The organism is Prescottella agglutinans (genome assembly GCF_004011865.1).
Taxonomy (GTDB): domain Bacteria; phylum Actinomycetota; class Actinomycetes; order Mycobacteriales; family Mycobacteriaceae; genus Prescottella; species Prescottella agglutinans.
Window position 1 is genome coordinate 242408 of the sequence record NZ_RKLP01000008.1, and the last position, 20908, is coordinate 263315.

Consider the following 20908-nt stretch of genomic DNA (forward strand, 5'->3'; position numbering starts at 1 on the left):
GCGCGGGACCTGGTCCGAGCGGATCGGCGCGACTCCGGCGGAACGATCCGCGCCGTTACGGGATGCCGGCCACGAGCGCCGCGCACGCCGGCAGTCGGAGGTCCTCGATGCTGCGGTGGAACTCCTCGAGCCTGGCATTGTCCGCCTCGCTCAGCCCCTCGTCGGTGCGGTCGTACGCATCCGCGATCTCCTGCGCCGCAGCCGCATCGAGGCCCTTTCGATTGGCGTCCAGCACGGCGATCATGTCCTCGCTGACCTGTTTCAGGTTGCGAAAGGTGGCGTCGAGCAGCGACCCGATCCGTTTGCCGTCGGCGACCGGCGGCGCCGGCAGGTCGATCAGTGCGTCGAGTGCGGGCAGGCCGGCCGTCAGGGCCTTCCGGAGTTCGGCGACCGTTTCGCCCGAGAAGATGTCGTCGGTGGGAATCTGGTCGATGGCGGCGCTCGACTCGGCCGACGACTGTGCGATCCGGCAGTATTCGCCGGCCCATGCGGTGAAATCGGTGGTGGCAGAGTCGGAGTTCCTGCCCGTTGTGGCCGCGGCGGAGCCCGACCGGGCCGTCGGCGTCCCCGTCACCTCCGTCGCACACCCCGCTACCGCGACGGTTGCGACCGCCGCGACAACCACCCCCCGTGCCCGGCGCAGCCGTCGACCACCCGCTACGAACATCTGTCCCCCCAGAGAAACGAACGCGAAGCGCTCACGCTAGCGGTGCAATCGCACCCGCTCACGCGAGGGTCGGCGAACTGGACTTGTTCGTTTTATTGACTTGTTCCAGAAAAGGGGCATACTGGGGTCATGCAACAAGGAGAGCACGACTTCGACCCCCGCGCCGGGCTACGGGATGCGGGTCTGCGGGTCACGGCTCCACGCGTTGCGGTCCTGAACACGGTTGCCGCCAATCCGCATTCGGATGCGGACGAGATCGCCACCGACGTGCGTCGTCAGCTCGGGTCGGTCTCGACTCAGGCGATCTACGACGTGCTCGGGGCCTGCGTCCGGGTGGGGTTGCTGCGCCGCATCGAGCCCGCGGGCTCGCCGGCGCGCTTCGAGACCCGTACCGCGGACAACCATCACCACCTGGTGTGCCGCTCGTGCGGCACGGTCGTCGACGTGGACTGCGTCGTCGGCCACGCTCCCTGCCTGGAGCCCTCCAGCAACCACGGTTTCGAGATCGACGAAGCCGAGGTCGTGTTCTGGGGTCTGTGTCCCGATTGCCGAAACGATTCGACGAAAACCGGGGCACGGGCCGTTACCAGCTCACAGAATCAAGACGATGTGCCCGGATCGGGTGGGTCGATCACTTCGAAGACAGCCACAGCCCAGTAGTGCCAAGGAGGCTTCGCAAAATGACGTCCGCACAATCACGTCCGACCACGAACAACTTCGGAATCCCCGTCGCCAGCGACGACGAGTCGCTCACCGCGGGGACACAGGGCCCGATTCTCCTGCACGACCACTACCTGATCGAGAAGCTCGCGCAGTTCAACCGCGAGCGGGTGCCCGAGCGCATCGTGCACGCCAAGGGCGGCGGCGCTTTCGGCGAGCTCGTCATCACCGGTGACGTCAGCAAGTACACCAAGGCGAAGTTCCTGCAGCCCGGCAAGAAGACCGAGTCGCTGGTGCGGTTCTCCACCGTCGCCGGCGAGCAGGGCAGCCCCGACACGTGGCGCGACCCGCGCGGTTTCGCGATGAAGTTCTACACCGAGGAAGGCAACTACGACCTCGTCGGCAACAACACGCCGATCTTCTTCATCAAGGACCCGATCAAGTTCCCCGACTTCATCCGGTCGCAGAAGCGGCTGCCGGGATCGGGTCTGCGCGACCACAACATGCAGTGGGACTTCTGGACGCTGCGTCCGGAGACCGCGCACCAGGTGACGTGGCTGATGGGCGACCGCGGCATCCCGAAGTCGTGGCGGCACATGGACGGTTTCGGCTCGCACACCTACCAGTGGGTGAACGCGGCCGGTGAGCGCTTCTGGGTCAAGTACCACTTCAAGACCGACCAGGGCATCGAGTTCCTCACCCAGGCCGAGGCCGACACCCTCGCCGGTTCGGACCCGGACTACCACCGTGCGGACCTCTACAACGCGATCGAGCGCGGCGAGTTCCCGAGCTGGACCATGAACGTGCAGATCATGCCGGTCGCCGACGCCGAGGGCTACCGCTTCAACCCGTTCGACCTGACCAAGGTGTGGTCGCAGAAGGACTACCCGCTGATCGAGGTCGGCAAGTGGACGCTCAACCGCAACCCGGAGAACTTCTTCGCGCAGATCGAGCAGGCGTCGTTCGAGCCGTCGAACGTGGTGCCGGGCATCGGATTCAGCCCCGACAAGATGCTGCTGGGACGCGTCTTCTCGTACGCCGACGCGCACCGGTACCGCATCGGCACCAACTACGCGGACCTGCCGGTGAACGCGCCCAAGGCGCCGGTGAACTCCTACTCCAAGGAGGGCGCGATGCGGTACACGTTCAACACCGCCGACACCCCGGTGTACGCGCCCAACTCGTTCGGTGGGCCGCACGCCGATCCGTCGGCGGCGGGTGACGAGGGCCTGTGGGCGTTCGACGGTGAGGCCGTGCGCGCCGGGTACATCCAGCACCCGGAGGACGGCGACTTCACGCAGGCCGGAACCCTGGTCCGCGAGGTGCTCGACGACGCCGCCCGCGAGCGTCTGGTGAGCAACATCGTCGGCCACGTCCTCGGCGGTGTGCGCGAACCGGTGCTCGCCCGCGTCTTCGAGTACTGGAAGAACGTGGACGCCGAACTCGGCAAGAAGATCGAGGAAGGCGTGCGCGCGGCATCGAAGTGAGATTCACGCCGACGCCCGGCTGGGTTCGCCCGGTCGGGCGTCGCGCGTTCCCGACGTCAGACGCGCCCCGACGAGCACCAGTGCGACCACTGCGAACACCACACCCGTCCACGGCAGCGCGTGGGTGCCGGCCGTCGCAAGTGTCCAGCCACCGACGCTCGTGCCCAAGGTGATTCCCAGGTTCGAGAACGAAACGAACAGGGCATTGCCGAATTCCGGAGCGTCGTGGGCGTCGCGGCCCAGCCACGTCTGGCCCACGATGAGGCCACCGGAGTGGATTGCCGCCCAGATCGCGACGACTACGACCATCGGCGCGAACTGCCCGCCGACCACGAAGATCGCGGCGAACACGAACGCCAGCAGGACGGGGAACGCCACCACCGTGCGGACGACACTGGCACGCAGCAGCGCCGCGAACCCGAAATTGCCGAAGATCATCACGACACCGAAGACGAGAAGCATTGCACTGACCCATGTTGCGTTCATGTCGGTGACGTCGCTCAGGTACTCGGCGAAGTAGCCGTAGACGGAGAACATCGCGGCGAACACGAACGCGACGGACGCGATCGACAGCCACAGGTCGCGGCTGCGCAACACGCTCAGCTGGGTCCGGTAAGAGAGCCGTTCGTCGGCGGGCATCGGGGGCACGACGGACACGATGCCGACGAGCGCGATTACGTCGATGGCGGCGGCGATCCAGAACGCGGCGGCGAGATCGAAGTGCCCGCCGACGTACGACGTCAGCGGCACGCCGAATGCGAAACCGGCTGTGACACCGGCAAACACGCGGGCCGCGGCCCGCGCCGGATCGGTGCCCGGGGTCAGCCGAACGGCCGCTGTCAGCGCGACCGAGAAGAAGACCGGATGGAAGAGCGCCGGAAGGATGCGGAACGCCAGCATCACCGGGAAGCTCGTGGTCACCGCGTACACGACGTTCGAGACCGCGAAGACGCCCATCGTCGCTGCGAGGACGGTCCGGCGGTCGATCCGGGACGCGGCGAGTGTCATGAACGGCCCGCAGGCGGCCACGACGAGAGCGAACACTCCGACGAGCAGACCCGCCGTCGACGTGCTCACGCCCAGTCGGTCGGCGACCTGTGGCAGCACGCCGACTACGCCCATCTCCGTCGTGATGATGCTGAACACGCCCAGGGCGAGCAGCGACAGGGACACTGAACTTCTTGTCATGACCAGCTTTCGTGCGTAGGGGCGGTATCGATCCACATATCGCGTTTTGTAGATGTGTCAGGAGATGTCGAACCCGGGCGGGGCCGCGCGCTCAGAGTGTGTCGCGCACGTATGCCGCGTATTCGGCGATGGTCCGCTCGTTGCGGCGGTAGTACGTCCACTTGCCGATTCGCTCCGACTCGAGCAGTCCGGCGTCCCGCAACGTCTGCAGGTAGCTGGAGACGACGGACTGGGACAATCCGCACCGGGACTGGATGTCGCCGACGCAGACGCCGATGTGGAACCCCAGTCCCTGTTCGAGGTAGGTGCTCTCGTCGAAGAATCGTGCCGGATCCTTCAGCCAGCGCAGAAACTCGAGGCGTGCGGGGTTCGCGAGTGCCTTGTGCACGGTGAGCGGGTCCACGATTTCCTTGCTTCGGCGGGTTCTCGATGACGACAAATCTATATTTTTAGATTTGTCGTAATATGTCAAACCGATGTGTCGGGCGCTCGCGCGCAGCGGCGGTGCGATCAGGGAATCAAGCCCCACCAGTAGATGAGGGTCGCAGCCAGCCAGAGAAGCAGAGTGTCCATAACCGCCTCCCGTGTCGGATCTTGCCTCCATCATGCTCCCCGCCGTCGGCTTTGAACAATTGACGCAATCCCGTACACGATCACGGCGCCGAAGATCCAGGCCTCGAGGACCGCGATGCCCGCCGCGACGCCGTGGTTGTCGAAGTAGGCGGCGCCGCGCAGGGCGCGGACGGTGACGCCGACGGGCAGGATGCCGGCGAGCGGTTCCAGCCATCCCGGAAGGAACTGTGCAGGCAGGATGCCGGTGCTGGTTGCGTTTCCGAACACGAGCAGGACCACGGCGGCGACGAAGATGCCGACGGGCCCGAAGAGTTTGAGCAGTGCCGCGGTCGAGATCCCGACAGCCAGCGCGAGCAGGCCGACGAGTGTGCAGGTCAGGAGGAACGACGCCGGCAGAGCGTCGAAGACCGGCCCGACCAGCCAGGCGACGACGATGCTCACCAGGACCGCGAAGGCCACCGCGCTCACCGCACGCCAGGCCGCGGGCAGGCGCGGGCCGGCCTGCATGCTCGTGAGACCGAAGAGGAACCCGGCGAGCACCACCCCGAACGCGGCGTAGAACACCGACAGACCACGGGAATCGCCCGCCGCCAGCGGGGCGACGTCGGTCACCGTCAGTGTCGCCCCGGCCGCGCCGGCGGCCGCCCCGAACGCCCGCGTGAGCACCTCGGTGACCGGCGGTCCGTTCGCGCCGGCGACGATCAGTTCCGCGGTCGGGGTGCCGGCGACGAAGGCCCCGAACACCTCGTGCGTGCTCACCGCGTCACGCGCGACCTCGACGGAGTCGTAGGGGCGCACGTCGAAGGCGTTGCCGTTGGCGGCGGACTGCGCCTCGACCGCGGCCACGACCGGCGGCGGCGCGACGACCGCCACCGGCAGGTCGTGCGGCTTCGGATCGTGGAACGCCGCGAGGAACACCGCCGCGAAGATGGCCCCGATCAGCAGCCCCACCAGGACGGGGACGGCGGTGCCGCGCACGATCTCGCTGCGGTCCGGGCGGTTGGCATTCGTTGACTGCGTCGACGTCGCTGCCATACATCGAGTGTGCCCACGTCGCGCCGTCCGTGGTGGCGGTTCCGCAGCTTTCAGGGCTCGAGGAACCGCGCCAGGAACTCGATCAGCAGGCGTTCGGCGACGGGTGCCGGGAGTTCCTCGACGAGCGCGAGGACGTCGGCCTTCGGGCCGTCGAGTCCAGCTTTCGGGTCGAGTCCGGCGAGCGCCAGGACACCCGCGCTGACCTCGCTCGTCAGGTCGGCGGGATCGATGTGGGCGGCGGCCGCCACGAACTCGGCCGGCGCGCTCGCCCCGGGGACACCCCGGACGCGGTCGGCGGCCTTCGTGAGCGCGGCGACCAGGTCGTCGACGACGGTCTCGGTGACCGGCGTGATCGTCAGGTGCGTGGTTCGCGGCAGCACGGTGCCGTCGGGCTGGACGTGCCGCGGCTGCGGCTGCAGCGCCCAGCCGTCGTCGTCGGCGGCATCGGACCAGCGGTGCGGATCGACCCGACGCTCGACCGGCACCGCGTCGTCCGCGGCGATCGCCAGCAGCGGGCCCACCGGGTCTCCGACCACGCGCAGGCCCTCGATGCCGTCGACCGCCTCCCGGAGTCGCCGCGTCGCCCGCGCCATCGGCGCGACCAATTCCCGGAACCCCTGTTCGCCGAGCGCCTGCGCGACTGCCCAGCCGGCCGCGATCGGCATCACGCTGCGCGAGCCCAGCAGTGTCGGGTTGACCACCGCGTAGCCGGGCCAACGGCTGGTCGCGAACCAATGCGCGCGGTGCCGGTCTCGGTCGCGGTACAGCAGCAGCGAGACGCCCTTCGGGGCGTACCCGTACTTGTGCAGATCCACCGACAGGCTCGACACGCCCGGCACCGTGAGATCCCACCGCCGGCTCTCGGCATCCGGCCACCACGGCAGCACCCAGCCGCCGATGCAGCCGTCGACGTGCAGCGCGACATCCTGCACCGCACACACTTCCGCGATCTCCGCGATCGGATCGAGCGCGCCGTGCGCGTACGACGGCGTGCTCGCGACGACCAGCGCGACGTCCGGCGACAGGGCCGCGGCGACGTCGCCGGGGCGCACTCGCGCGGTGACGGGATCGACCGGCAGCACCTCGAGCTTCAGGTCCAGGTGGTGTGCGGCCTTGTGGAACGCGGCGTGCGCAGTCGCGCCGATCAGCAGCGTCGGACGGTGCTCGGCGCCGGTGCGGGCCCGCCACGTGTCGCGCGCGGACTTCACTGCCAGCATGCAACTCTCGGTGCCGCCGCTGGTGACGCTGCCGACCACGTCCGGGTCGCCGCCCGCGAGCACGTCGCGCCCGAGCGCGACGAGGTCGCGTTCCATCACCGCGATCGACGGGAACGTGGTGGGATCCAACCCGTTCAGCGGCTGCGCGCGCAGTGCCGCCGCGCCCGCGAGGTCGGACAGTTCGGCGATGCCCGGGTCGTACACGTACGACAGCAGGCGCCCGCCGGACGTCGGGGCGTCCGCGGCACGCATCGCGTCCAGTCGCGCGAGGATGTCGGCGGGGTCGTGGCGGAACTGCATCAGCGGCTTCCGTTCTGTGCGTGGGCGTCCTCGGCGGCGAGCCGGTATCGCGACAACGCGACGATGCTGAGGGCGGTGAGGATGGCGGGGGCCGCGGAGATGGCGAGGGCGATGCCGTCGATCGCGGTCTGGGACTGGACGGCGTGCTCGTCGTCGGTGGACGAGACGAACCCGGTGATCGCGAGGATTGCGAGGACCAGTGCCGGACCGAGCGCCAGGCCGATGGTCTCGACCGCCGTCCACACGCCGCTGAACGCGCCGGCCCGCACTGTGCCGCCCTCGCGGCGCTCGTGGTCGGAGATGACGTCGGGCAGCATCGACATGCCCAGCATCTGCATGCCCGCGTAGCCGACACCGGCGACCGCGACCACCGCGTACACCCACCATCCGGTGTCCACCAGCAGCCCGAGCAGCGCGACGTTCGCGGCGAGGAACAGGCTCGACGCCAAGAGGTAGGCGCGACGCTTGCCCCACGAGCGGACCGTCCGCGACCACAACGGCATCACCGCGACCGCCGGGCCCACGAGCGCGGCGAACAGGAACGACACCGACCGCTCGTTGCCGAGTACATAGGTGGCCGCGTACTGCGCGGCGGCGAGCATCGTCCCGGTCGCGAACGCCTGCAACGCGGACGCCGTCAGGAGCGCTCGGAACGGGCGGCTGGATCGGACGACGCGCAGCGACGCCGCGAACGACGCGCCCTCGCCGACCGCGGTCTCCGTCGGGGGACGTCGCGGCGCCACGCGCGACGCCGCGAACATGCCGAGCCCCAGCAGCGCCCCGGCCACGACGCCCATCACCAGATAGCCCCAGCGCCCGCCCCCGCCGAGTTCGCGCAGTTCCGGACCGCCCGCACCGAACAGCAGGATCGCGACGCCGAGGACGGCGACGCGCCACGCCATCAGCCGGGCCCGCTCGTGGTAGTCGTCGGTGAGTTCGGCCGGCATCGCGATGTAGGGGACCTGGAAGAGGCTGAACGCCACCGCGGACGCGATGAACGCCACCGCCACCCACACCGCCGCCGCGGAGGGCGCCACGCCGTCCGGCACCGCGAAGGTGAGGGCGAAGAACACCGGCAGCAGCGCGGCACCGACGGTGAGGAACAGCCGTCGACTGCCGGTCCGGCGCGCCCACGAGTCGCTGAGGGCGCCGATCGCGGGGTTGAGCACCACGTCGAGCGCCTTGGGCGCGAACACGACGAAGGTCGCGACCGCCGCCGCGACGCCGAGCGTGTCGGTGAGGTAGTACGCCAACACCAGGCCGGGGAGGGTGGAGAACCCGCCGGTGCCGACGGATCCCAGGGCATAGCCGCGGATGGTCGCGGGGCTGAGCCGATTCGCCGCGGGTACGGAGGTGCTCGAGACCGTCATGGCGACAATTTAGGCGAATGGGCCCTTCGCGGCCGTCGAATCGGCGTGTCGGTGGTCGTTGCTAGCGTCTGCGGCGAGGGGTCCGGGGCCGCGGTACCGGATCCCTCGGCCGTTGGTGTCCTGTCGTTGGTGCTCGAAAGGTGCTGTCTCCCTATGGTGATGGGTGCAACCCACGCAATGTCCGGTGCTGTCGTCGGCCTCGCCGTCGCGGACCTGCTCCCGACGGACTGGGGTGGGCCCACCTCCACAGCCGAGACCTTCGCGTTCGCGGGTGTCTGCGCCGGCGCGGCGCTGCTCCCGGATCTCGACACCACCCAGTCCACCGTCGCGCGTTCGTTCGGACCGATCTCGAAGGCCCTCGCCGCGGGTATCGACTCGCTGTCCCTCGGCGTGTATCGCGTGACGAAGGGGCGCAAGGACGGGAACCGGCGCGGTGGGCATCGCACGTTCACGCACACGGCGTTGTTCGCGATCGGACTCGGGGCCGGGATCTCGGCGCTGGTGGGGCAGTTCGGCCGCCCCGCCCTGATCGTCACGCTCTTCTTCACCCTCGGCCTCGCGCTACGGGGATTGTTCGGGAACTGGGCGCGGGACAAGGGGTGGCTGATCGTCACCGTCGCCTCGGCGTTCCTGTCGATCCTGACGTGGCAGTGGTTTCCGGACCAGGTGGGTTCGACGGGTCTCGGGGTCGCCGTCGCGTTGGGGTGTGCGACGCACTGCCTCGGCGACATGATCACCAAGGAGGGCGTGCCGTTCCTGGCGCCGTTCGTCCCGCTCGGCGGACGGCGATGGTGGGAACTGCGGTTGCCGTCGTTCCTCGCGATCCGGGCCGGAGGCGGATTCGAACGGGCCGTGCTGGGCCCGGCGTTGACGATCGCGGCCGTCGGACTCGCGGTGTGGGCGGTGGACGGTGCGCCCGAGGCGATCACCGACGCGCTGCGCAACTCGGTCCCCATCGAGCAGTAGTTCGGAAATCCGCCCCGACGAGTATTACGGAACCACTGGCATCGAAACCGAACTTGTTCTAGTTTGACTCGAAGATCACGCGGCGAGGCTTGGCGCGCCGTTTCCCGGCGAGAGGATCGGAGTCGAATCGGTGGATGCCGACCAGAACATGTTGTCGACAAGTGAAGTGCGTAACGGTGTGTCCCGCAGGGGATTTCTCGGCCGCGCCGCCGGTGCTGCAGCGGGCGCCGCTGCCCTGAGCGGCATGGGCTGGACCCCGGCGTTCGCGCTTCCGGCCGCCGGTTCCAGCGGTTCCACCGGGTCGGGTGGACCGGTGTCCGACCTCCCGGTCCCGCCCTCGTTCCCCGAGGACATCCCGCTCGCGCAGCAGGGGTACGTCAACTGGGCCAAGGACATCGCGTTCGACGCGGTGTGGACCGCGACCGCACGCACGTCCGACGACGTCGTTCGGATCGCCAACTGGGCCAGGGACAACGGCTACCGCGTCCGGGCCAAGGGCACGATGCACGGGTGGAGCCCGCTGACGGTGGTGCCCGGCGAGAGTGTCGAGAGGACGATCCTCGTCGACACGATGACCCACCTGAACTCGGTGACCGTGAATCCGAGCGGCACCCCGGCGACGGTGACGGCCGGCGGCGGCGCCAGCCTCGAGGCGATCCTCACCGCGCTGCAGGAGCACGGGCTGGGGTGGGCGAACTCGCCGGCGATCGGCGACCTCTCGATCGCGGGCGTGCTCGCGATCGGCGCACACGGCGCCACCTACCCGGCGGCGGGGGAGACAGTCACCCCGGGGCAGTCGTTCGGGTCGCTGTCGAACCTGGTCACCGCCATGACCGCGGTGGTGTGGGATCCGGTCGCGGGCCGGTACGTGCTGCGGGAGTTCACCCGCGCCGAACCCGAGATCACCGCGCTGCTCGCGCATCTGGGGCGGAGCTTCGTCACGTCGGTGACACTCCAGGCCGGCGCGAACGCCCGACTCCGCTGCCAGAGCATCATGGACATCCCGTGGCAGGAGATGTTCGCAACCCCCGGGTCGCCGGGCCGGACGTACGAGAGTTACGTCGAGACGTCGGGCCGCGTCGAGGCGATCTGGTTCCCGTTCACCGACAAGCCGTGGCTCAAGATCTGGACGCCGACGCCGGTGAAGCCGGCGGAGTCGCGGGAGGTGTTCGGCCCCTACAACTACTTCTTCACCGACAACCTTCCCGAGCCGCTCACCGATCTGCTCGGTCAGGTTGCCGGCGGCATCCAGTCGGCCACACCGGCGTTCGGTAAGGGCCAGTTGGCCGCGGTGCAGGTCGGTCTCGCCGGCACTCGCACCGACGACCTGTGGGGCTGGTCCAAGGATGTGCTGTTCTACCTGCGGCACACCACGATGCGGGTCACCGCGGGTGGCGGCGTGGTCGTCACGAAGCGGGCCAACATCCAGCGGGTGATCAACGAGTTCACCACATGGCACAACAATCGGATGTCGGCACTGGCCGCGCAGGGCAAGTATCCGGTCAACGGTCCGTTCGAGGTGCGTATGTGCAAGGTCGACGATCAGGCGGAGGTACTCGTCGAATCGGCCGGCCCGCCGAACCTGTCGGCGGTGCGCCCGCGTCCGGACCACCCGGAGTGGGACACGTGCATCTGGATGAACGTGGTCACGCTGCCCGGCACCGCCGGTGCCGCCGACTACTTCCGTGAGATGGAACGCTGGATGGCCCAGAACTACTCGGGCGACTACGCGACGTTCCGGTCCGAGTGGGCCAAGGGGTGGGGCTTCACCGGCCAGGGCGGCTACCGCGACCAGGAGTGGCTCGGCCAGACCCTGCCGGCCGCCTACACCACGGGCATCCCGGCGTCGGGCAACTGGGAGGCGGCTCGGGTGTCGCTGAATGCCCGCGATCCGCATCGAATCTTCGCCAACATCTTCCACGATCGGTTGCTGCCGTAGCGGATCCCGCTGCAGCGTAGCTGAACTGGAGAACCGGGCATGTCGGTGTCGTGAGGGGCGCCGGCATGCCCGTCTCCGGGGATCGACGGGAAACGCCTTCCCGAGTCCCCGCCAACACTTTTCCGAATTACGCGGTGTCGAAACATCTCTCGGTCCAGGTTCGCTGCGGACGAGGAATACGAACACCGCTTCCCGACGACACGATAGGGAGCCGAGATCCGTGGAATCCCGCGAGAACGGACTGTCACGCAGAGGGTTTCTGGCTGCCACCGCCGGCGCAGCCGCGCTGATCGCCTCCGGGTGGACCCCCGCGCAGGCGTTGCCCGCCGGTGACCCGCGGGTCACCATCGCGCTGCCGCCCTCGTTCCCCGAGGACATCCCGCTCGCGCAGCAGGGGTACGTCAACTGGGCCAAGGACATCGCGTTCGACGCGGTGTGGACCGCGACCGCACGCACGCCCGACGACGTGGTGCGGGTTGCGAACTGGGCCAAGGACAACGGCTACCGCGTCCGGGCCAAGGGCACGATGCACGGGTGGAGCCCGCTGACGGTGGTGCCCGGTGAGAGTGTCGAGACGACGATCCTGGTCGACACGATGACCCACCTGAACTCGGTGGCCGTGAACCCCGGCGGCACCCCGGCGACCGTCACCGCGGGCGCGGGGGCCAGCGTCGAGGCGATCCTCACCGCGCTGCAGAGCCACGGTCTCGGGTGGGCGAACTCGCCGGCGATCGGTGACCTCTCGATCGCCGGTGTGCTCGCGATCGGCGCGCACGGCGCGACCTACCCGGCCGCGGGGGAGACGGTCACCCCGGGGCAGTCGTTCGGGTCGCTGTCGAACCTGGTCACCGCGATGACCGCGGTGGTGTGGGACGCGAGCGCCGACCGGTACGCGCTGCGGGAGTTCACCCGCGCGGAACCCGAGATCACCGCGCTGCTCACCCATCTGGGGCGCAGCTTCGTCACGTCGGTGACGCTCCAGGCCGGCGCGAACACCAGGCTGCGGTGTCAGAGTTTCCTCGACATCACCGCGAGGGAGATGTTCGCGACCGCCGGGTCACGGGGCCGAACCTTCGAGAGTTACGTCGAGAAGTCGGGCCGCGTCGAGGCGATCTGGTTCCCGTTCACCGAGAATCCCTGGCTGAAGGTGTGGACGCCGACACCTGCCAAGCCCGCGCAGTCGCGCGAGGTGACCGGCCCCTACAACTACTCGTTCTCCGACAGCATCCCCGAGTCGCTCACCAACATGCTCGGAAAGGGCGCGGCAGGGCTGGGAATCGGCACGCCCGGATTCGGGATCGCGCAGTTGACGGCGGTCTCCGCGGGCCTGGCCGCCACCGGCACCGGCGATCTGTGGGGCTGGTCGAAGGACCTGCTCTTCTACCTCCGGCCCACCACCCTGAGGGTGATCGCCGGTGGAGGCGTGGTGGTCACCAAGCGCTCGAACATCCAGCGGGTGATCAACGAGTTCACGACGTGGCACCGGCGCTGGATGAGCGATCTGGCGTGGCGCGGCAAGTATCCGATCAACGGCCCGTTCGAGGTGCGCATGTGCAAGGTCGACGACCAGGCGGAGGTACTCGTCGAGTCGGCCGGCCCGCCGAACCTGTCGGCGGTGCGTCCGCGTCCGGACCATCCGGACTGGGATACGTGCATCTGGATGAACGTGGTGACGCTGCCCGGAACGCCGGGCGCGGCCGAGTATTTCCGTGAGATGGAACGCTGGATGGCCCAGAACTACTCGGGCGACTACGCGACGTTCCGGTCCGAGTGGGCCAAGGGGTGGGCCTTCACCGACCAGGGCGGTCACCGCGATCAGGAATGGCTCACCCAGACCCTGCCGGCCGCCTACACCACTGGCATCCCGGCATCGGGTAACTTTGCGGCCGCGCGTACGTCGCTCAACGCACACGACCCGCACCGTGTGTTCGCCAACAGCTTCCACGACCGATTGCTGCCGTAGTCCCCCCTCCTACGGCATCGGAGCGCTGGAGACAGTGATGCCGGCATCCCGAGGGTCCTCGGGATGCCGGCATCACCGGTATCGGGGACAGGTCATTCCAGCAGGTCCCGCGCCCGTTCCGCCTCGACGTCGAGCAGGTCGTCGACGTCGAGATCCGCGGTCTCCCGCACCGCGGCTTCGAGGTACGCGGTTGCCTCGTCGCCGCGGCCCAGGTGCTGCAGCAGCTCACCGTAGACGACGAGAGCGAGGACCCGGATCACGCCGGGCCGCTCGCTTTCGAGGAGCACGCGAAGCGTGGTCTCGGCCCGTTCCACCCGGCCGTGGTCGAGCTGGAGCAGAGCCTTCTGGAACTGCAGCGATCCATCCATGCGATCACGATAGCGGCGAGGCCCGGCACCGAATCCGGTGCCGGGCCTCGTGGTGGACCGATGGGTTACTGCTTGCCGCCCAACAGGTTCTGCAGGTCGTCGAGCACGATCATCGCGCCCGTCGGGCCCAGCGCCAGGAACCAGGTCTCGTCGGACACCTGGACGGCCTTGCCGTCCTTGACGGCGTTCATACCGGCCCACAGCGGCCCGGCGAGCACCTCGGTCTGGGCGGTGGTGTCGGGCTTGCCGTACGTGGAGTAGAAGATCCAGTCACCGTCGGCCTGCGTGATGGTCTCGGGGCTCACCTCGACGGCGAGTTCCTCGATGTTCTGGACGTCCGGGCGACGGAGGCCCACGTCCTGCAGGATCACGCCGATGAACGACAGGTTGCCGTACAGGCGGGTCTTGCCGGTCATGAAGCGCACCAATGAGATCGACGGATCACCCTGGATGCCGTCGCGGACCTCGTTTGCGCGGGTCTGGTAGTCGTTGAGGACCGACTCGGCCTTCATTTCCTCGCCGACCGTGTCGGCGACGAGCAGGAAGTTCTCCTTCCACGGGAAGCCCGGGCGGATACCGAACACCGTCGGCGCGATCTGCGACAGCTGCGGGTACAGCTTGTCGGCGCGCAGCTTGCTGCCCAGGATCAGGTCCGGCTGCAGCGCGGTGATCGCCTCTAGGTTGAGGTTGTTGGTGGTGCCCACGTCCGGGACGCCCGCCAACTTGTCCGCCAGGTACGACGGCTGACCCGACGCGCCCTCCGGGCTCGCGATGCCGACCGGGGTGATGCCGAGCGACAGCACGTCGTCCAGCTCGCCGCCGTCGAGCACGATCACGCGCTCCGGCTTCTTCTCGATCACGGTCTCGCCCATGGCGTGCTTGACGGTGCGGGGGAACTGGCCGGGCTGCGCGTCGCTGCCCAGTTCCGCGGTGGCGGTGTCGGCCGTCGCGAACAGGCGCCCGCCGGTCGCGACGTCGGTGTTGCCGGCCGGGGCGTCGGCGGCGTTGTCGGAGGAGCCGCACGCGGTGGCGGCGAACACGGTTGCGAGCGCGATCATCGCAACACGAACCGAGGCCCGCTTGCGGAAGGAGGATCGAACGAACATTAGGTCAGGCTAGCCTGTGCGAGTCGTGATCCTTCCGGCGGGAGTCCCGAGACGAGTGGTGGTCGCCAGACAACGAAAAAGACCCCGTCCGAACGAGTCGGACGGGGTCTTTCTGTTCTTCACTGGTCGGGGTGGCGGGATTTGAACCCACGACCTCTTCGTCCCGAACGAAGCGCGCTACCAAGCTGCGCCACACCCCGGTGTTGAACCTCGGATAGCTTACAACACTGTTTCGGTAGGGATTAAATCGGCTGGTCAGCGGCCCAAAACGGCGCCCTCGACGGCCGCCGAGCCGCGCGCGACGGCGGTGTCCTCGCGGGGTGCGGGGACCAGCGTGAGGAGGGTCGCCTCGGGGCGGCAGCAGAACCGGGCCGGCGCGTACGGCGACGTGCCGACGCCCGCCGACACGTGCAGCCGCATGTGGGCACCCCAGTTCGACGGCCCCTTCACGCGGGAGCGGTCCAGCTGACAGTTCGTCACCAGCGCGCCGTAGAACGGCAGGCACAGCTGGCCGCCGTGCGTGTGCCCGGCCAGGACCAGGTCGTAGCCGTCGTCGGCGAACCGGTCGAGTACCCGCGGCTCGGGGGAGTGCGTGATGCCCAGCTTGAGCTGCGCGAGCGGATTCGGCGGACCCGCGATGGTGTCGTAGCGGTCCCGCTTGAGGTGCGGGTCGTCGACGCCGGCCGACGCGATGCGCACACCCGCGACCTCGAGGTCGCGGTGCACGTGGGTGACGTCGAGCCAGCCGCGCTCGGTGAACGCGGCCCGCAGATCCGCCCACGGCAGCGGCGCGCCGAGCACCCGGCGGTGCTCCTTCTGGAAGTACTTGAACGGGTTCTTCGGCTTGGGGGCGAAGTAGTCGTTGCTGCCGAACACGAACAGGCCCGGACGCGCCAGCAGGCCGCCCATCGACTGCACCACCGCCGGAACCGACTTGGGGTGCGACAGGTTGTCGCCGGTGTTCACGACGAGGTCCGGTTCGAGCCGGTCGAGTTCGCGCAGCCAGTTCTGCTTGAGCTTCTGGTTCGGCATCATGTGCAGATCGCTGATGTGCAGTACCCGCAGGGTCGCCGAGCCCGGTGCCAGGACCGGCATGGTCGCCTCCCGCAGTGCGAACGCGTTGCGTTCGATCAGTGAGGCGTAGCCGATGCCCAGTGCGGCGGCGCCCGCGGTGGCGAGCGCGGCCCGGTTCAGGGCGCTGCGGTTCGGGGTACGGGGCGACAGATAAGGCACCACCTCAGAATACGGGTGTCCGCAATGAAGGTGCAGGACACCGCACCGGGCGCGTACCGTTCGGCGCATGGCCGACACCGCTCCCACGCTCAAGTCCAAGCTCCGCGCCGACCTCACCACCGCGATGAAGGAGAAGGATCAGCTGCGGCTGTCCACACTGCGCATGATCCTCGCCGCGGTGCAGACGGAGGAGACCTCCGGCAAGGAGGCCCGCGAACTCAGCGACGACGAGGTCCTCAAGGTCCTCGCCAAGGAGTCGAAGAAGCGCGGCGAGGCCGCCGAGGTCTACACCGAGGCCGGACGTGGCGAACTCGCCGCCACCGAGCGCGCCGAGGCCCAGGTCATCGACTCCTACCTGCCCACCCCGTTCACCGACGCCGAACTGGCCGACGTCGCCGACACCGCCATCGCGCAGGTCGCCGAGGAACTCGGTGAGCGCCCCGGCCCGCGGCAGATGGGTCAGGTCATGAAGGCGGCCACCGCCCTCGCCGCCGGCAAGGCCGACGGATCGCGGCTCTCCAAGGCCGTCAAGGACCGCCTGTAGCCCCGCGTCACGCCGACGCGGTCGTCGCCGCGAAGACGTCGACGATCGCGTCGCAGAACGCGGGCAGGTCGTGGGGATTGCGGCTGGTCACCAGAGCGCCGTCGATCACGACCTCCCGCTCGACGACGTTGCCGCCCGCGTTGCGTATGTCGGTTCGGATGCTCGGGTAGGACGTCAGTGTGCGGCCGCGGACGACGTCGGCCTCCACCAGCATCCACGGGCCGTGGCAGATCGCGCCGACGGGCTTCCCGGCCTCGACGAAATCGTGGACGAACGCGACGGCTTTCTTGCTCTGCCGGAGATGGTCGGGATTGGTCGTCCCGCCGGGCAGGATCAGGGCATCGAAGTCGTCGACCGTTAGGTCCAGGTCCGACACGACCGCGTCGACGTCGTACCGCCCGGCGGTGTGGACGTCGCCCTTCATCGCCTGGATCCGCCCGATCGACAGCGACAGCAGTCGGGTGGTGGCGCCCGCCTGCTCGACAGCCTTGCGTGGCTCGACGAGTTCGGACTCCTCGACGCCGTTGGTGGCGAGGATCGCGACGGTGCGTCCCTTCAGTGCGGTGGGGGCGGTCATCGGTGTCGTCCAATCGATACGTGGTGGCGGTGGCCGTTCGTGGGCTTCTCCTCCACGGCCCTCTCCTCGGCGGCGGAGTCGACCTCGGCGAGTACCGGGTCGAACGCGGGGCCGTGGCTGTCGGAGGCCATCTCGAGTCCGGCGCCCTGGCCGTAGACGAGGTGCGCGCCCAGGGCGCCGCCCACCCCGACCGCGGTCAGGGCCAGCGCGCTCAACGCCGTGGCGGAGAACCCGGGCGCGTTCTTGTGTCGGACGAACGACGCGAGCATCAGCCCGATGCCGGTGGCGTTGGCGCCGGCGTGCAGCAGCCCCACCCGGCGCTGGCGGATGTCGCGCTCGCTCCAGTCGGCCCAGCCGGTCGCGAGCGTCGGCGGCACGGCGGCCAACCCGACGCCGATCAGCCGCCGCGCGCCCTGCGGATCGCGGAGCACGACGTCGAAGACGAGGGAACTCGTCCACGCCCCGATCGGGATCGCGACGAGGCCCGGATGCACGGGATGTCCGAGCCAGTCGCCGCGCAGCCGATCACCGATCGGCGTGCGGCCCAGCCCCGCCTGGATGCGGTGCTGGAGTGCGGCGCTCAGCCCGTCGAGGAACGACGCGGACTCGGCCCGGGTGTACAGGTGACGAAGATTCATCTCCTGCGACTACCCGGGACCGGGTCGGGCGAAACCCGGGGAGGTTCAGCCGCCGGGCGACGGCGTCGGACGCGGTGCCGCGGTACCCGACGGCGTCGCCTTCACCGAGCCGTCGCTGACGTAGATCGTCACCGGCGAACCCGGCACCGCCAGCCCCGCCGGCGCGCTGCCGGTGACGTTGCCCTTGGCGACGTCCGACTTGGTGCTGACCGGGTTCACCGTGAAACCGGCGGCCTTGAGGGCGGCGGTCGCGGCGTCCTGCGTCATGCCGACGACGTCGGGCACCTGCGCGTTCTGCGAGCCCTTGACGTACTTCTCGTCGACCGCCGGCAGCGCGGTGGGGCCGAAGTCGCCGACGACCGGCATCAACGCCTGGAACCACGTGCGCGCCGGTTCGGTGCCGCCGTACAGGTTGCCGTCACCGCACGGGCGCAGCGGCGCCGAGCAGATCTCGCCCGGCGTCGTCGAGTCGCCGTACACCAGCACGCTCGCGGCGAGGTTGTTGGTGAACCCGAGGAAGCCCGACGACATGTGGGACTCGGTGGTACCCGTCTTGCCCGACATCGGCAGCTTCCAGCCTGCCGCATTGGCGGCCGCGTACGACGTGCCACCCGGGGCGTCGTCCTTGCTCATCGCCACCGACAGCGTGTCGGCCAGGCCGGGAGCGACCACCTGCTCGCACGCCTCCTGGGTGATGGAGACCGGCTTGCCCTCGCGGTCGGTGATCGAATCGATCGGCGTGGGCGGGCACCACTTGCCGTGCGACGCGAGCGTCGCCGCGACGTTGGCCAGTTCCAGCGGGTTGACCCACGTCGGGCCGAGGGTGAACGAGCCGAGGTTCTGCGACTTCTGCATCTCCGCCATGCTCTGGTCACCGAACCCGGACGATCCGGGTGCGGTGTAGGAGCGCAGGCCCAGGCGGACGGCCATGTCGACCGTCGGGGTGACGCCGGTGGACTCGATCAGCTTCACGAACGCGGTGTTCGGTGACTGCGCGAGCGCGTCCGTGACCGACAGCTTGGCCGCGTAGTTGGGGCTGGCGTTCTCGACGCAGTAGGTGGCCGCGGGGCAACCGCGCGCGCCACCGTTACCCATGCCGCGGGCCTCGAAGCGTCGGGGCACGTCGAGCACCGCGCTGGTGCCGAGACCCTTCTCCATCGCGGCCGCCGTCGTGAAGATCTTGAAGATCGATCCGGCGCCGTGACCGACCAGCGTGTACGGCTGCGGCTGCACGGTCTGCTCGGCGGCGGTGTCGAGGCCGTACGCGCGGCTCGACGCCATCGCCAGCACCCGGTGCTGGTCCTGGCCCGGCTGGACCACGTTCATCACGTTCGCGATGCCGTCGAGCTTCGGGTTGGCGTTGGCGACGAGCGCCGACTTCACCGACGTCTGCACCGACGGGTCGAGGGTCGTCTTGATCGTGTAGCCGCCGCGGTTGATCTGTTCCCGGCTCAGCCCGGCCGCCGCGAGGTACTGCAGCGCGTAGTCGCAGAAGAAGCCCTGATCGCCGGCCGCGATGCAGCCGCGCGGCAGCGCCTTCGGTTCGGGGAGCACGCCGAGCGGCTCGGTCTTGGCGGCCCGGATCTCGGTGGCCCGTTCGGGGATGTTCGTGATCATCGTGTCGAGGACCGTGTTGCGGCGCTCGAGGACGCCGTCCGGGTTCGTGTACGGGTTCAGTGCCGAGCTGGACTGCACCATGCCGGCCAGCATCGACGACTGGGTCAGGTTCAGGTCCTTCGCGTCGACACCGAAGTACGTCTGCGCCGCGTCCTGGATGCCGAACGAGCCGTTGCCGAACGGCACCAGGTTGAGATACCGCGTGAGGATCTCGTCCTTGCTCAGCTTCTTGTCGAGCGTCAACGCCATCCGGATCTCGCGGATCTTGCGCGCGGGCGTGGTCTCGATCGCGGCGCGACGTTCGGCGTCGTTCCGGGCCACGACGAGCAATTGGTAGTTCTTGACGTACTGCTGGTCGATCGTCGAGGCACCCTGCTGGACCTCGCCGCTGGTCGTGTTCGTCATGAACGCGCGCAGTGTGCCCTGCCAGTCGACGCCCTGATGGTCGGCGAAGCGCTTGTCCTCGATCGAGACGATCGCCAACTTCATGTCGTTGGAGATCTTGTCGCTCGGGACCTCGAACCGGCGTTGCTCGTAGAGCCACGCGATCGGGTTGCCGGCGACGTCCGTCATCGTCGTCACCGCCGGAACGGTGCCTTCGACGAGTTCCGCCGAGACGTTGTCGACGGCGTCGGTGGCGCGGTTGGAGGCGAAGCCGAAGCCTCCTGCCAGCGGAAACATCACTCCGGCAAGGATGACGCCGGCGAGTGCGGAACACCCCGCGAGCTTGGCGATCGTTTTGGCTCTCGACACGAGCTACAGAGTACGTCGAACGGACCGGTTGTCCCGCTGCACGACGCAAACTGGACGCTTGTCCGGGGACGAAGAGCGGCTCTGACCCGGGCAAATGCGACGAAGAATGCACGTGCGTACCAGAATCTACGCTCCCGATCTTGCGTAGCGGGCGATCTTTACCTAAATTAGCTCTCGTCAGTGTGATACAGCTAACACTGGATTAGGAATGTGGTGCAGTTCCCACGTGCTACCTGGGGGACTGCGTGAGCATCCTGAGCGCCGTGGGGAACGGCGTTCGGACTGAAGGGGAACCGAATGCACATGACCAGCCCCGCCGCGCGGCTCGACTACGAGCAAGCAGAAGCCCGTATCCAGTGGGTCGCGCAGGCACGATGCCGTGAAATCGACCCCGACCAGCTCTTCGTCCGCGGCGCAGCCCAGCGCAAGGCCGCAACCATCTGTCGGCACTGCCCGGTCCTCATGCAGTGCGGGGCCGACGCGTTGGACAACAAGGTCGAGTTCGGCGTGTGGGGCGGCATGACCGAACGCCAGCGTCGTGCACTGCTCAAGCAGCACCCGGAGGTCGAGTCCTGGGCCGACTTCTTCGACGCTCAGCGTCAGCACCAGTCCGCGGTCTGACCGCGGTCGGTCCACGGTCCGAGTCGGTCCTCGTCGGGGAGTAGGTCCGATCGGTCGACGCAACGGACGCGGCGGCGCCTCGGGCG

General features: G+C 68.9%; 19 protein-coding genes and 1 tRNA gene. 7 read left to right on the forward strand and 13 right to left on the reverse strand.

The window, feature by feature from the left end; genetic code table 11:
* Nucleotides 1–55: 55 nt before the first annotated feature.
* On the reverse strand, nucleotides 56–574 hold the full coding sequence (locus EGT67_RS16730) for a hypothetical protein (RefSeq protein WP_127917202.1): 519 nt from the start codon (nucleotides 572–574) through the stop codon (nucleotides 56–58).
* A 222-nt stretch (nucleotides 575–796) separates the two neighbouring features.
* Here EGT67_RS16730 and EGT67_RS16735 point away from each other — a divergent pair, with 222 nt between their 5' ends.
* On the forward strand, nucleotides 797–1327 hold the full coding sequence (locus tag EGT67_RS16735) for a Fur family transcriptional regulator (protein WP_127917203.1): 531 nt from the start codon (nucleotides 797–799) through the stop codon (nucleotides 1325–1327).
* Nucleotides 1328–1347: 20 nt separating this feature from the next.
* Nucleotides 1348–2814, forward strand: a complete 1467-nt coding sequence (locus tag EGT67_RS16740; protein WP_127917204.1) for a catalase — start codon at nucleotides 1348–1350, stop codon at nucleotides 2812–2814.
* A 3-nt stretch (nucleotides 2815–2817) separates the two neighbouring features.
* On the opposite strand, the gene EGT67_RS16745 is transcribed toward EGT67_RS16740, so the two are convergent.
* From EGT67_RS16745 to EGT67_RS16765, 5 genes are all read right to left on the reverse strand, one after another.
* Entirely contained in the window at nucleotides 2818–4002 is a 1185-nt protein-coding gene (locus EGT67_RS16745) for an MFS transporter (protein WP_127917205.1), read from the reverse strand.
* Nucleotides 4003–4093: 91 nt separating this feature from the next.
* Nucleotides 4094–4405 carry an ArsR/SmtB family transcription factor gene (locus EGT67_RS25350; RefSeq protein ID WP_127917206.1) on the reverse strand — a complete coding sequence of 104 codons (312 nt, stop codon included), beginning with the start codon at nucleotides 4403–4405 and terminating at the stop codon, nucleotides 4094–4096.
* A 200-nt stretch (nucleotides 4406–4605) separates the two neighbouring features.
* Nucleotides 4606–5610: an ABC transporter permease gene (locus EGT67_RS16755; RefSeq protein ID WP_127917207.1), complete on the reverse strand. Its 1005-nt coding sequence runs from the start codon at nucleotides 5608–5610 to the stop codon at nucleotides 4606–4608.
* A gap of 50 nt (nucleotides 5611–5660) precedes the next feature.
* A complete protein-coding gene (locus EGT67_RS16760; RefSeq protein ID WP_127917208.1) occupies nucleotides 5661–7127 on the reverse strand; it encodes a pyridoxal phosphate-dependent decarboxylase family protein in 1467 nt (488 codons plus the stop codon).
* Nucleotides 7127–8497 carry an MFS transporter gene (locus tag EGT67_RS16765; RefSeq protein ID WP_127917209.1) on the reverse strand — a complete coding sequence of 457 codons (1371 nt, stop codon included), beginning with the start codon at nucleotides 8495–8497 and terminating at the stop codon, nucleotides 7127–7129. Before EGT67_RS16765 ends, EGT67_RS16760 begins: the two co-directional genes overlap by 1 nt.
* Nucleotides 8498–8650: 153 nt before the next feature.
* On the opposite strand from EGT67_RS16765, the gene EGT67_RS16770 reads away from it, so the two are divergent.
* The 3 genes from EGT67_RS16770 to EGT67_RS16780 all read left to right on the forward strand — a co-directional run bounded on the left by EGT67_RS16770 (nucleotide 8651) and on the right by EGT67_RS16780 (nucleotide 13365).
* Complete coding sequence (locus EGT67_RS16770; RefSeq protein WP_127917210.1) at nucleotides 8651–9463, forward strand: metal-dependent hydrolase; 813 nt, start codon at nucleotides 8651–8653, stop codon at nucleotides 9461–9463.
* Nucleotides 9464–9611: 148 nt separating this feature from the next.
* Complete coding sequence (locus tag EGT67_RS16775) at nucleotides 9612–11402, forward strand: cholesterol oxidase substrate-binding domain-containing protein (protein ID WP_164877590.1); 1791 nt, start codon at nucleotides 9612–9614, stop codon at nucleotides 11400–11402.
* 241 nt (nucleotides 11403–11643) lie between these two features.
* Nucleotides 11644–13365 (forward strand): cholesterol oxidase substrate-binding domain-containing protein, encoded by a 1722-nt coding sequence (locus tag EGT67_RS16780; RefSeq protein WP_127917283.1) that lies wholly within the window; start codon nucleotides 11644–11646, stop codon nucleotides 13363–13365.
* 92 nt (nucleotides 13366–13457) lie between these two features.
* Here the strand turns inward: EGT67_RS16780 and EGT67_RS16785 are convergent, their stop codons facing one another.
* The 4 genes from EGT67_RS16785 to EGT67_RS16800 form a co-directional block, all read right to left on the reverse strand.
* Nucleotides 13458–13733, reverse strand: coding sequence for a hypothetical protein (locus EGT67_RS16785; protein WP_127917212.1), 276 nt, complete (start codon nucleotides 13731–13733; stop codon nucleotides 13458–13460).
* A 65-nt stretch (nucleotides 13734–13798) separates the two neighbouring features.
* A complete protein-coding gene (locus EGT67_RS16790; protein ID WP_127917213.1) occupies nucleotides 13799–14839 on the reverse strand; it encodes an ABC transporter substrate-binding protein in 1041 nt (346 codons plus the stop codon).
* Between the two features lie 123 nt (nucleotides 14840–14962).
* Nucleotides 14963–15039 (reverse strand) — tRNA-Pro (locus EGT67_RS16795).
* 55 nt (nucleotides 15040–15094) lie between these two features.
* On the reverse strand, nucleotides 15095–16075 hold the full coding sequence (locus EGT67_RS16800; protein ID WP_127917214.1) for a metallophosphoesterase: 981 nt from the start codon (nucleotides 16073–16075) through the stop codon (nucleotides 15095–15097).
* A 64-nt stretch (nucleotides 16076–16139) separates the two neighbouring features.
* On the opposite strand from EGT67_RS16800, the gene EGT67_RS16805 reads away from it, so the two are divergent.
* Complete coding sequence (locus EGT67_RS16805; protein WP_127917215.1) at nucleotides 16140–16616, forward strand: GatB/YqeY domain-containing protein; 477 nt, start codon at nucleotides 16140–16142, stop codon at nucleotides 16614–16616.
* Nucleotides 16617–16623: 7 nt separating this feature from the next.
* Here EGT67_RS16805 and EGT67_RS16810 read toward each other — a convergent pair whose 3' ends face one another.
* From EGT67_RS16810 to EGT67_RS16820, 3 genes are read right to left on the reverse strand one after another with little or no spacing between them, the layout of a single operon-like run.
* Nucleotides 16624–17193, reverse strand: a complete 570-nt coding sequence (locus EGT67_RS16810; RefSeq protein WP_127917216.1) for a type 1 glutamine amidotransferase domain-containing protein — start codon at nucleotides 17191–17193, stop codon at nucleotides 16624–16626.
* Complete coding sequence (locus tag EGT67_RS16815) at nucleotides 17190–17831, reverse strand: DUF2231 domain-containing protein (RefSeq protein WP_241566077.1); 642 nt, start codon at nucleotides 17829–17831, stop codon at nucleotides 17190–17192. Before EGT67_RS16815 ends, EGT67_RS16810 begins: the two co-directional genes overlap by 4 nt.
* Nucleotides 17832–17876: 45 nt before the next feature.
* On the reverse strand, nucleotides 17877–20183 hold the full coding sequence (locus EGT67_RS16820; RefSeq protein WP_127917284.1) for a penicillin-binding protein: 2307 nt from the start codon (nucleotides 20181–20183) through the stop codon (nucleotides 17877–17879).
* 315 nt (nucleotides 20184–20498) lie between these two features.
* Between EGT67_RS16820 and EGT67_RS16825 the strand changes: the two genes are divergently transcribed.
* Nucleotides 20499–20822, forward strand: a complete 324-nt coding sequence (locus EGT67_RS16825; RefSeq protein WP_127917217.1) for a WhiB family transcriptional regulator — start codon at nucleotides 20499–20501, stop codon at nucleotides 20820–20822.
* Nucleotides 20823–20908 lie beyond the last annotated feature (86 nt).

Bases quoted from the DNA above. Each gene is read 5' to 3' on its own strand.
- EGT67_RS16735 (WP_127917203.1), top strand. From the start codon at position 797: ATGCAACAAGGAGAGCACGACTTCGACCCCCGCGCCGGGCTACGGGAT.
- EGT67_RS16740 (WP_127917204.1), top strand. From the start codon at position 1,348: ATGACGTCCGCACAATCACGTCCGACCACGAACAACTTCGGAATCCCC.
- EGT67_RS16745 (WP_127917205.1), bottom strand. From the start codon at position 4,002: ATGACAAGAAGTTCAGTGTCCCTGTCGCTGCTCGCCCTGGGCGTGTTC.
- EGT67_RS16755 (WP_127917207.1), bottom strand. From the start codon at position 5,610: ATGGCAGCGACGTCGACGCAGTCAACGAATGCCAACCGCCCGGACCGC.
- EGT67_RS16760 (WP_127917208.1), bottom strand. From the start codon at position 7,127: ATGCAGTTCCGCCACGACCCCGCCGACATCCTCGCGCGACTGGACGCG.
- EGT67_RS16765 (WP_127917209.1), bottom strand. From the start codon at position 8,497: ATGACGGTCTCGAGCACCTCCGTACCCGCGGCGAATCGGCTCAGCCCC.
- EGT67_RS16770 (WP_127917210.1), top strand. From the start codon at position 8,651: ATGGTGATGGGTGCAACCCACGCAATGTCCGGTGCTGTCGTCGGCCTC.
- EGT67_RS16775 (WP_164877590.1), top strand. From the start codon at position 9,612: ATGTTGTCGACAAGTGAAGTGCGTAACGGTGTGTCCCGCAGGGGATTT.
- EGT67_RS16785 (WP_127917212.1), bottom strand. From the start codon at position 13,733: ATGGATGGATCGCTGCAGTTCCAGAAGGCTCTGCTCCAGCTCGACCAC.
- EGT67_RS16790 (WP_127917213.1), bottom strand. From the start codon at position 14,839: ATGTTCGTTCGATCCTCCTTCCGCAAGCGGGCCTCGGTTCGTGTTGCG.
- EGT67_RS16805 (WP_127917215.1), top strand. From the start codon at position 16,140: ATGGCCGACACCGCTCCCACGCTCAAGTCCAAGCTCCGCGCCGACCTC.
- EGT67_RS16810 (WP_127917216.1), bottom strand. From the start codon at position 17,193: ATGACCGCCCCCACCGCACTGAAGGGACGCACCGTCGCGATCCTCGCC.
- EGT67_RS16815 (WP_241566077.1), bottom strand. From the start codon at position 17,831: ATGAATCTTCGTCACCTGTACACCCGGGCCGAGTCCGCGTCGTTCCTC.
- EGT67_RS16825 (WP_127917217.1), top strand. From the start codon at position 20,499: ATGCACATGACCAGCCCCGCCGCGCGGCTCGACTACGAGCAAGCAGAA.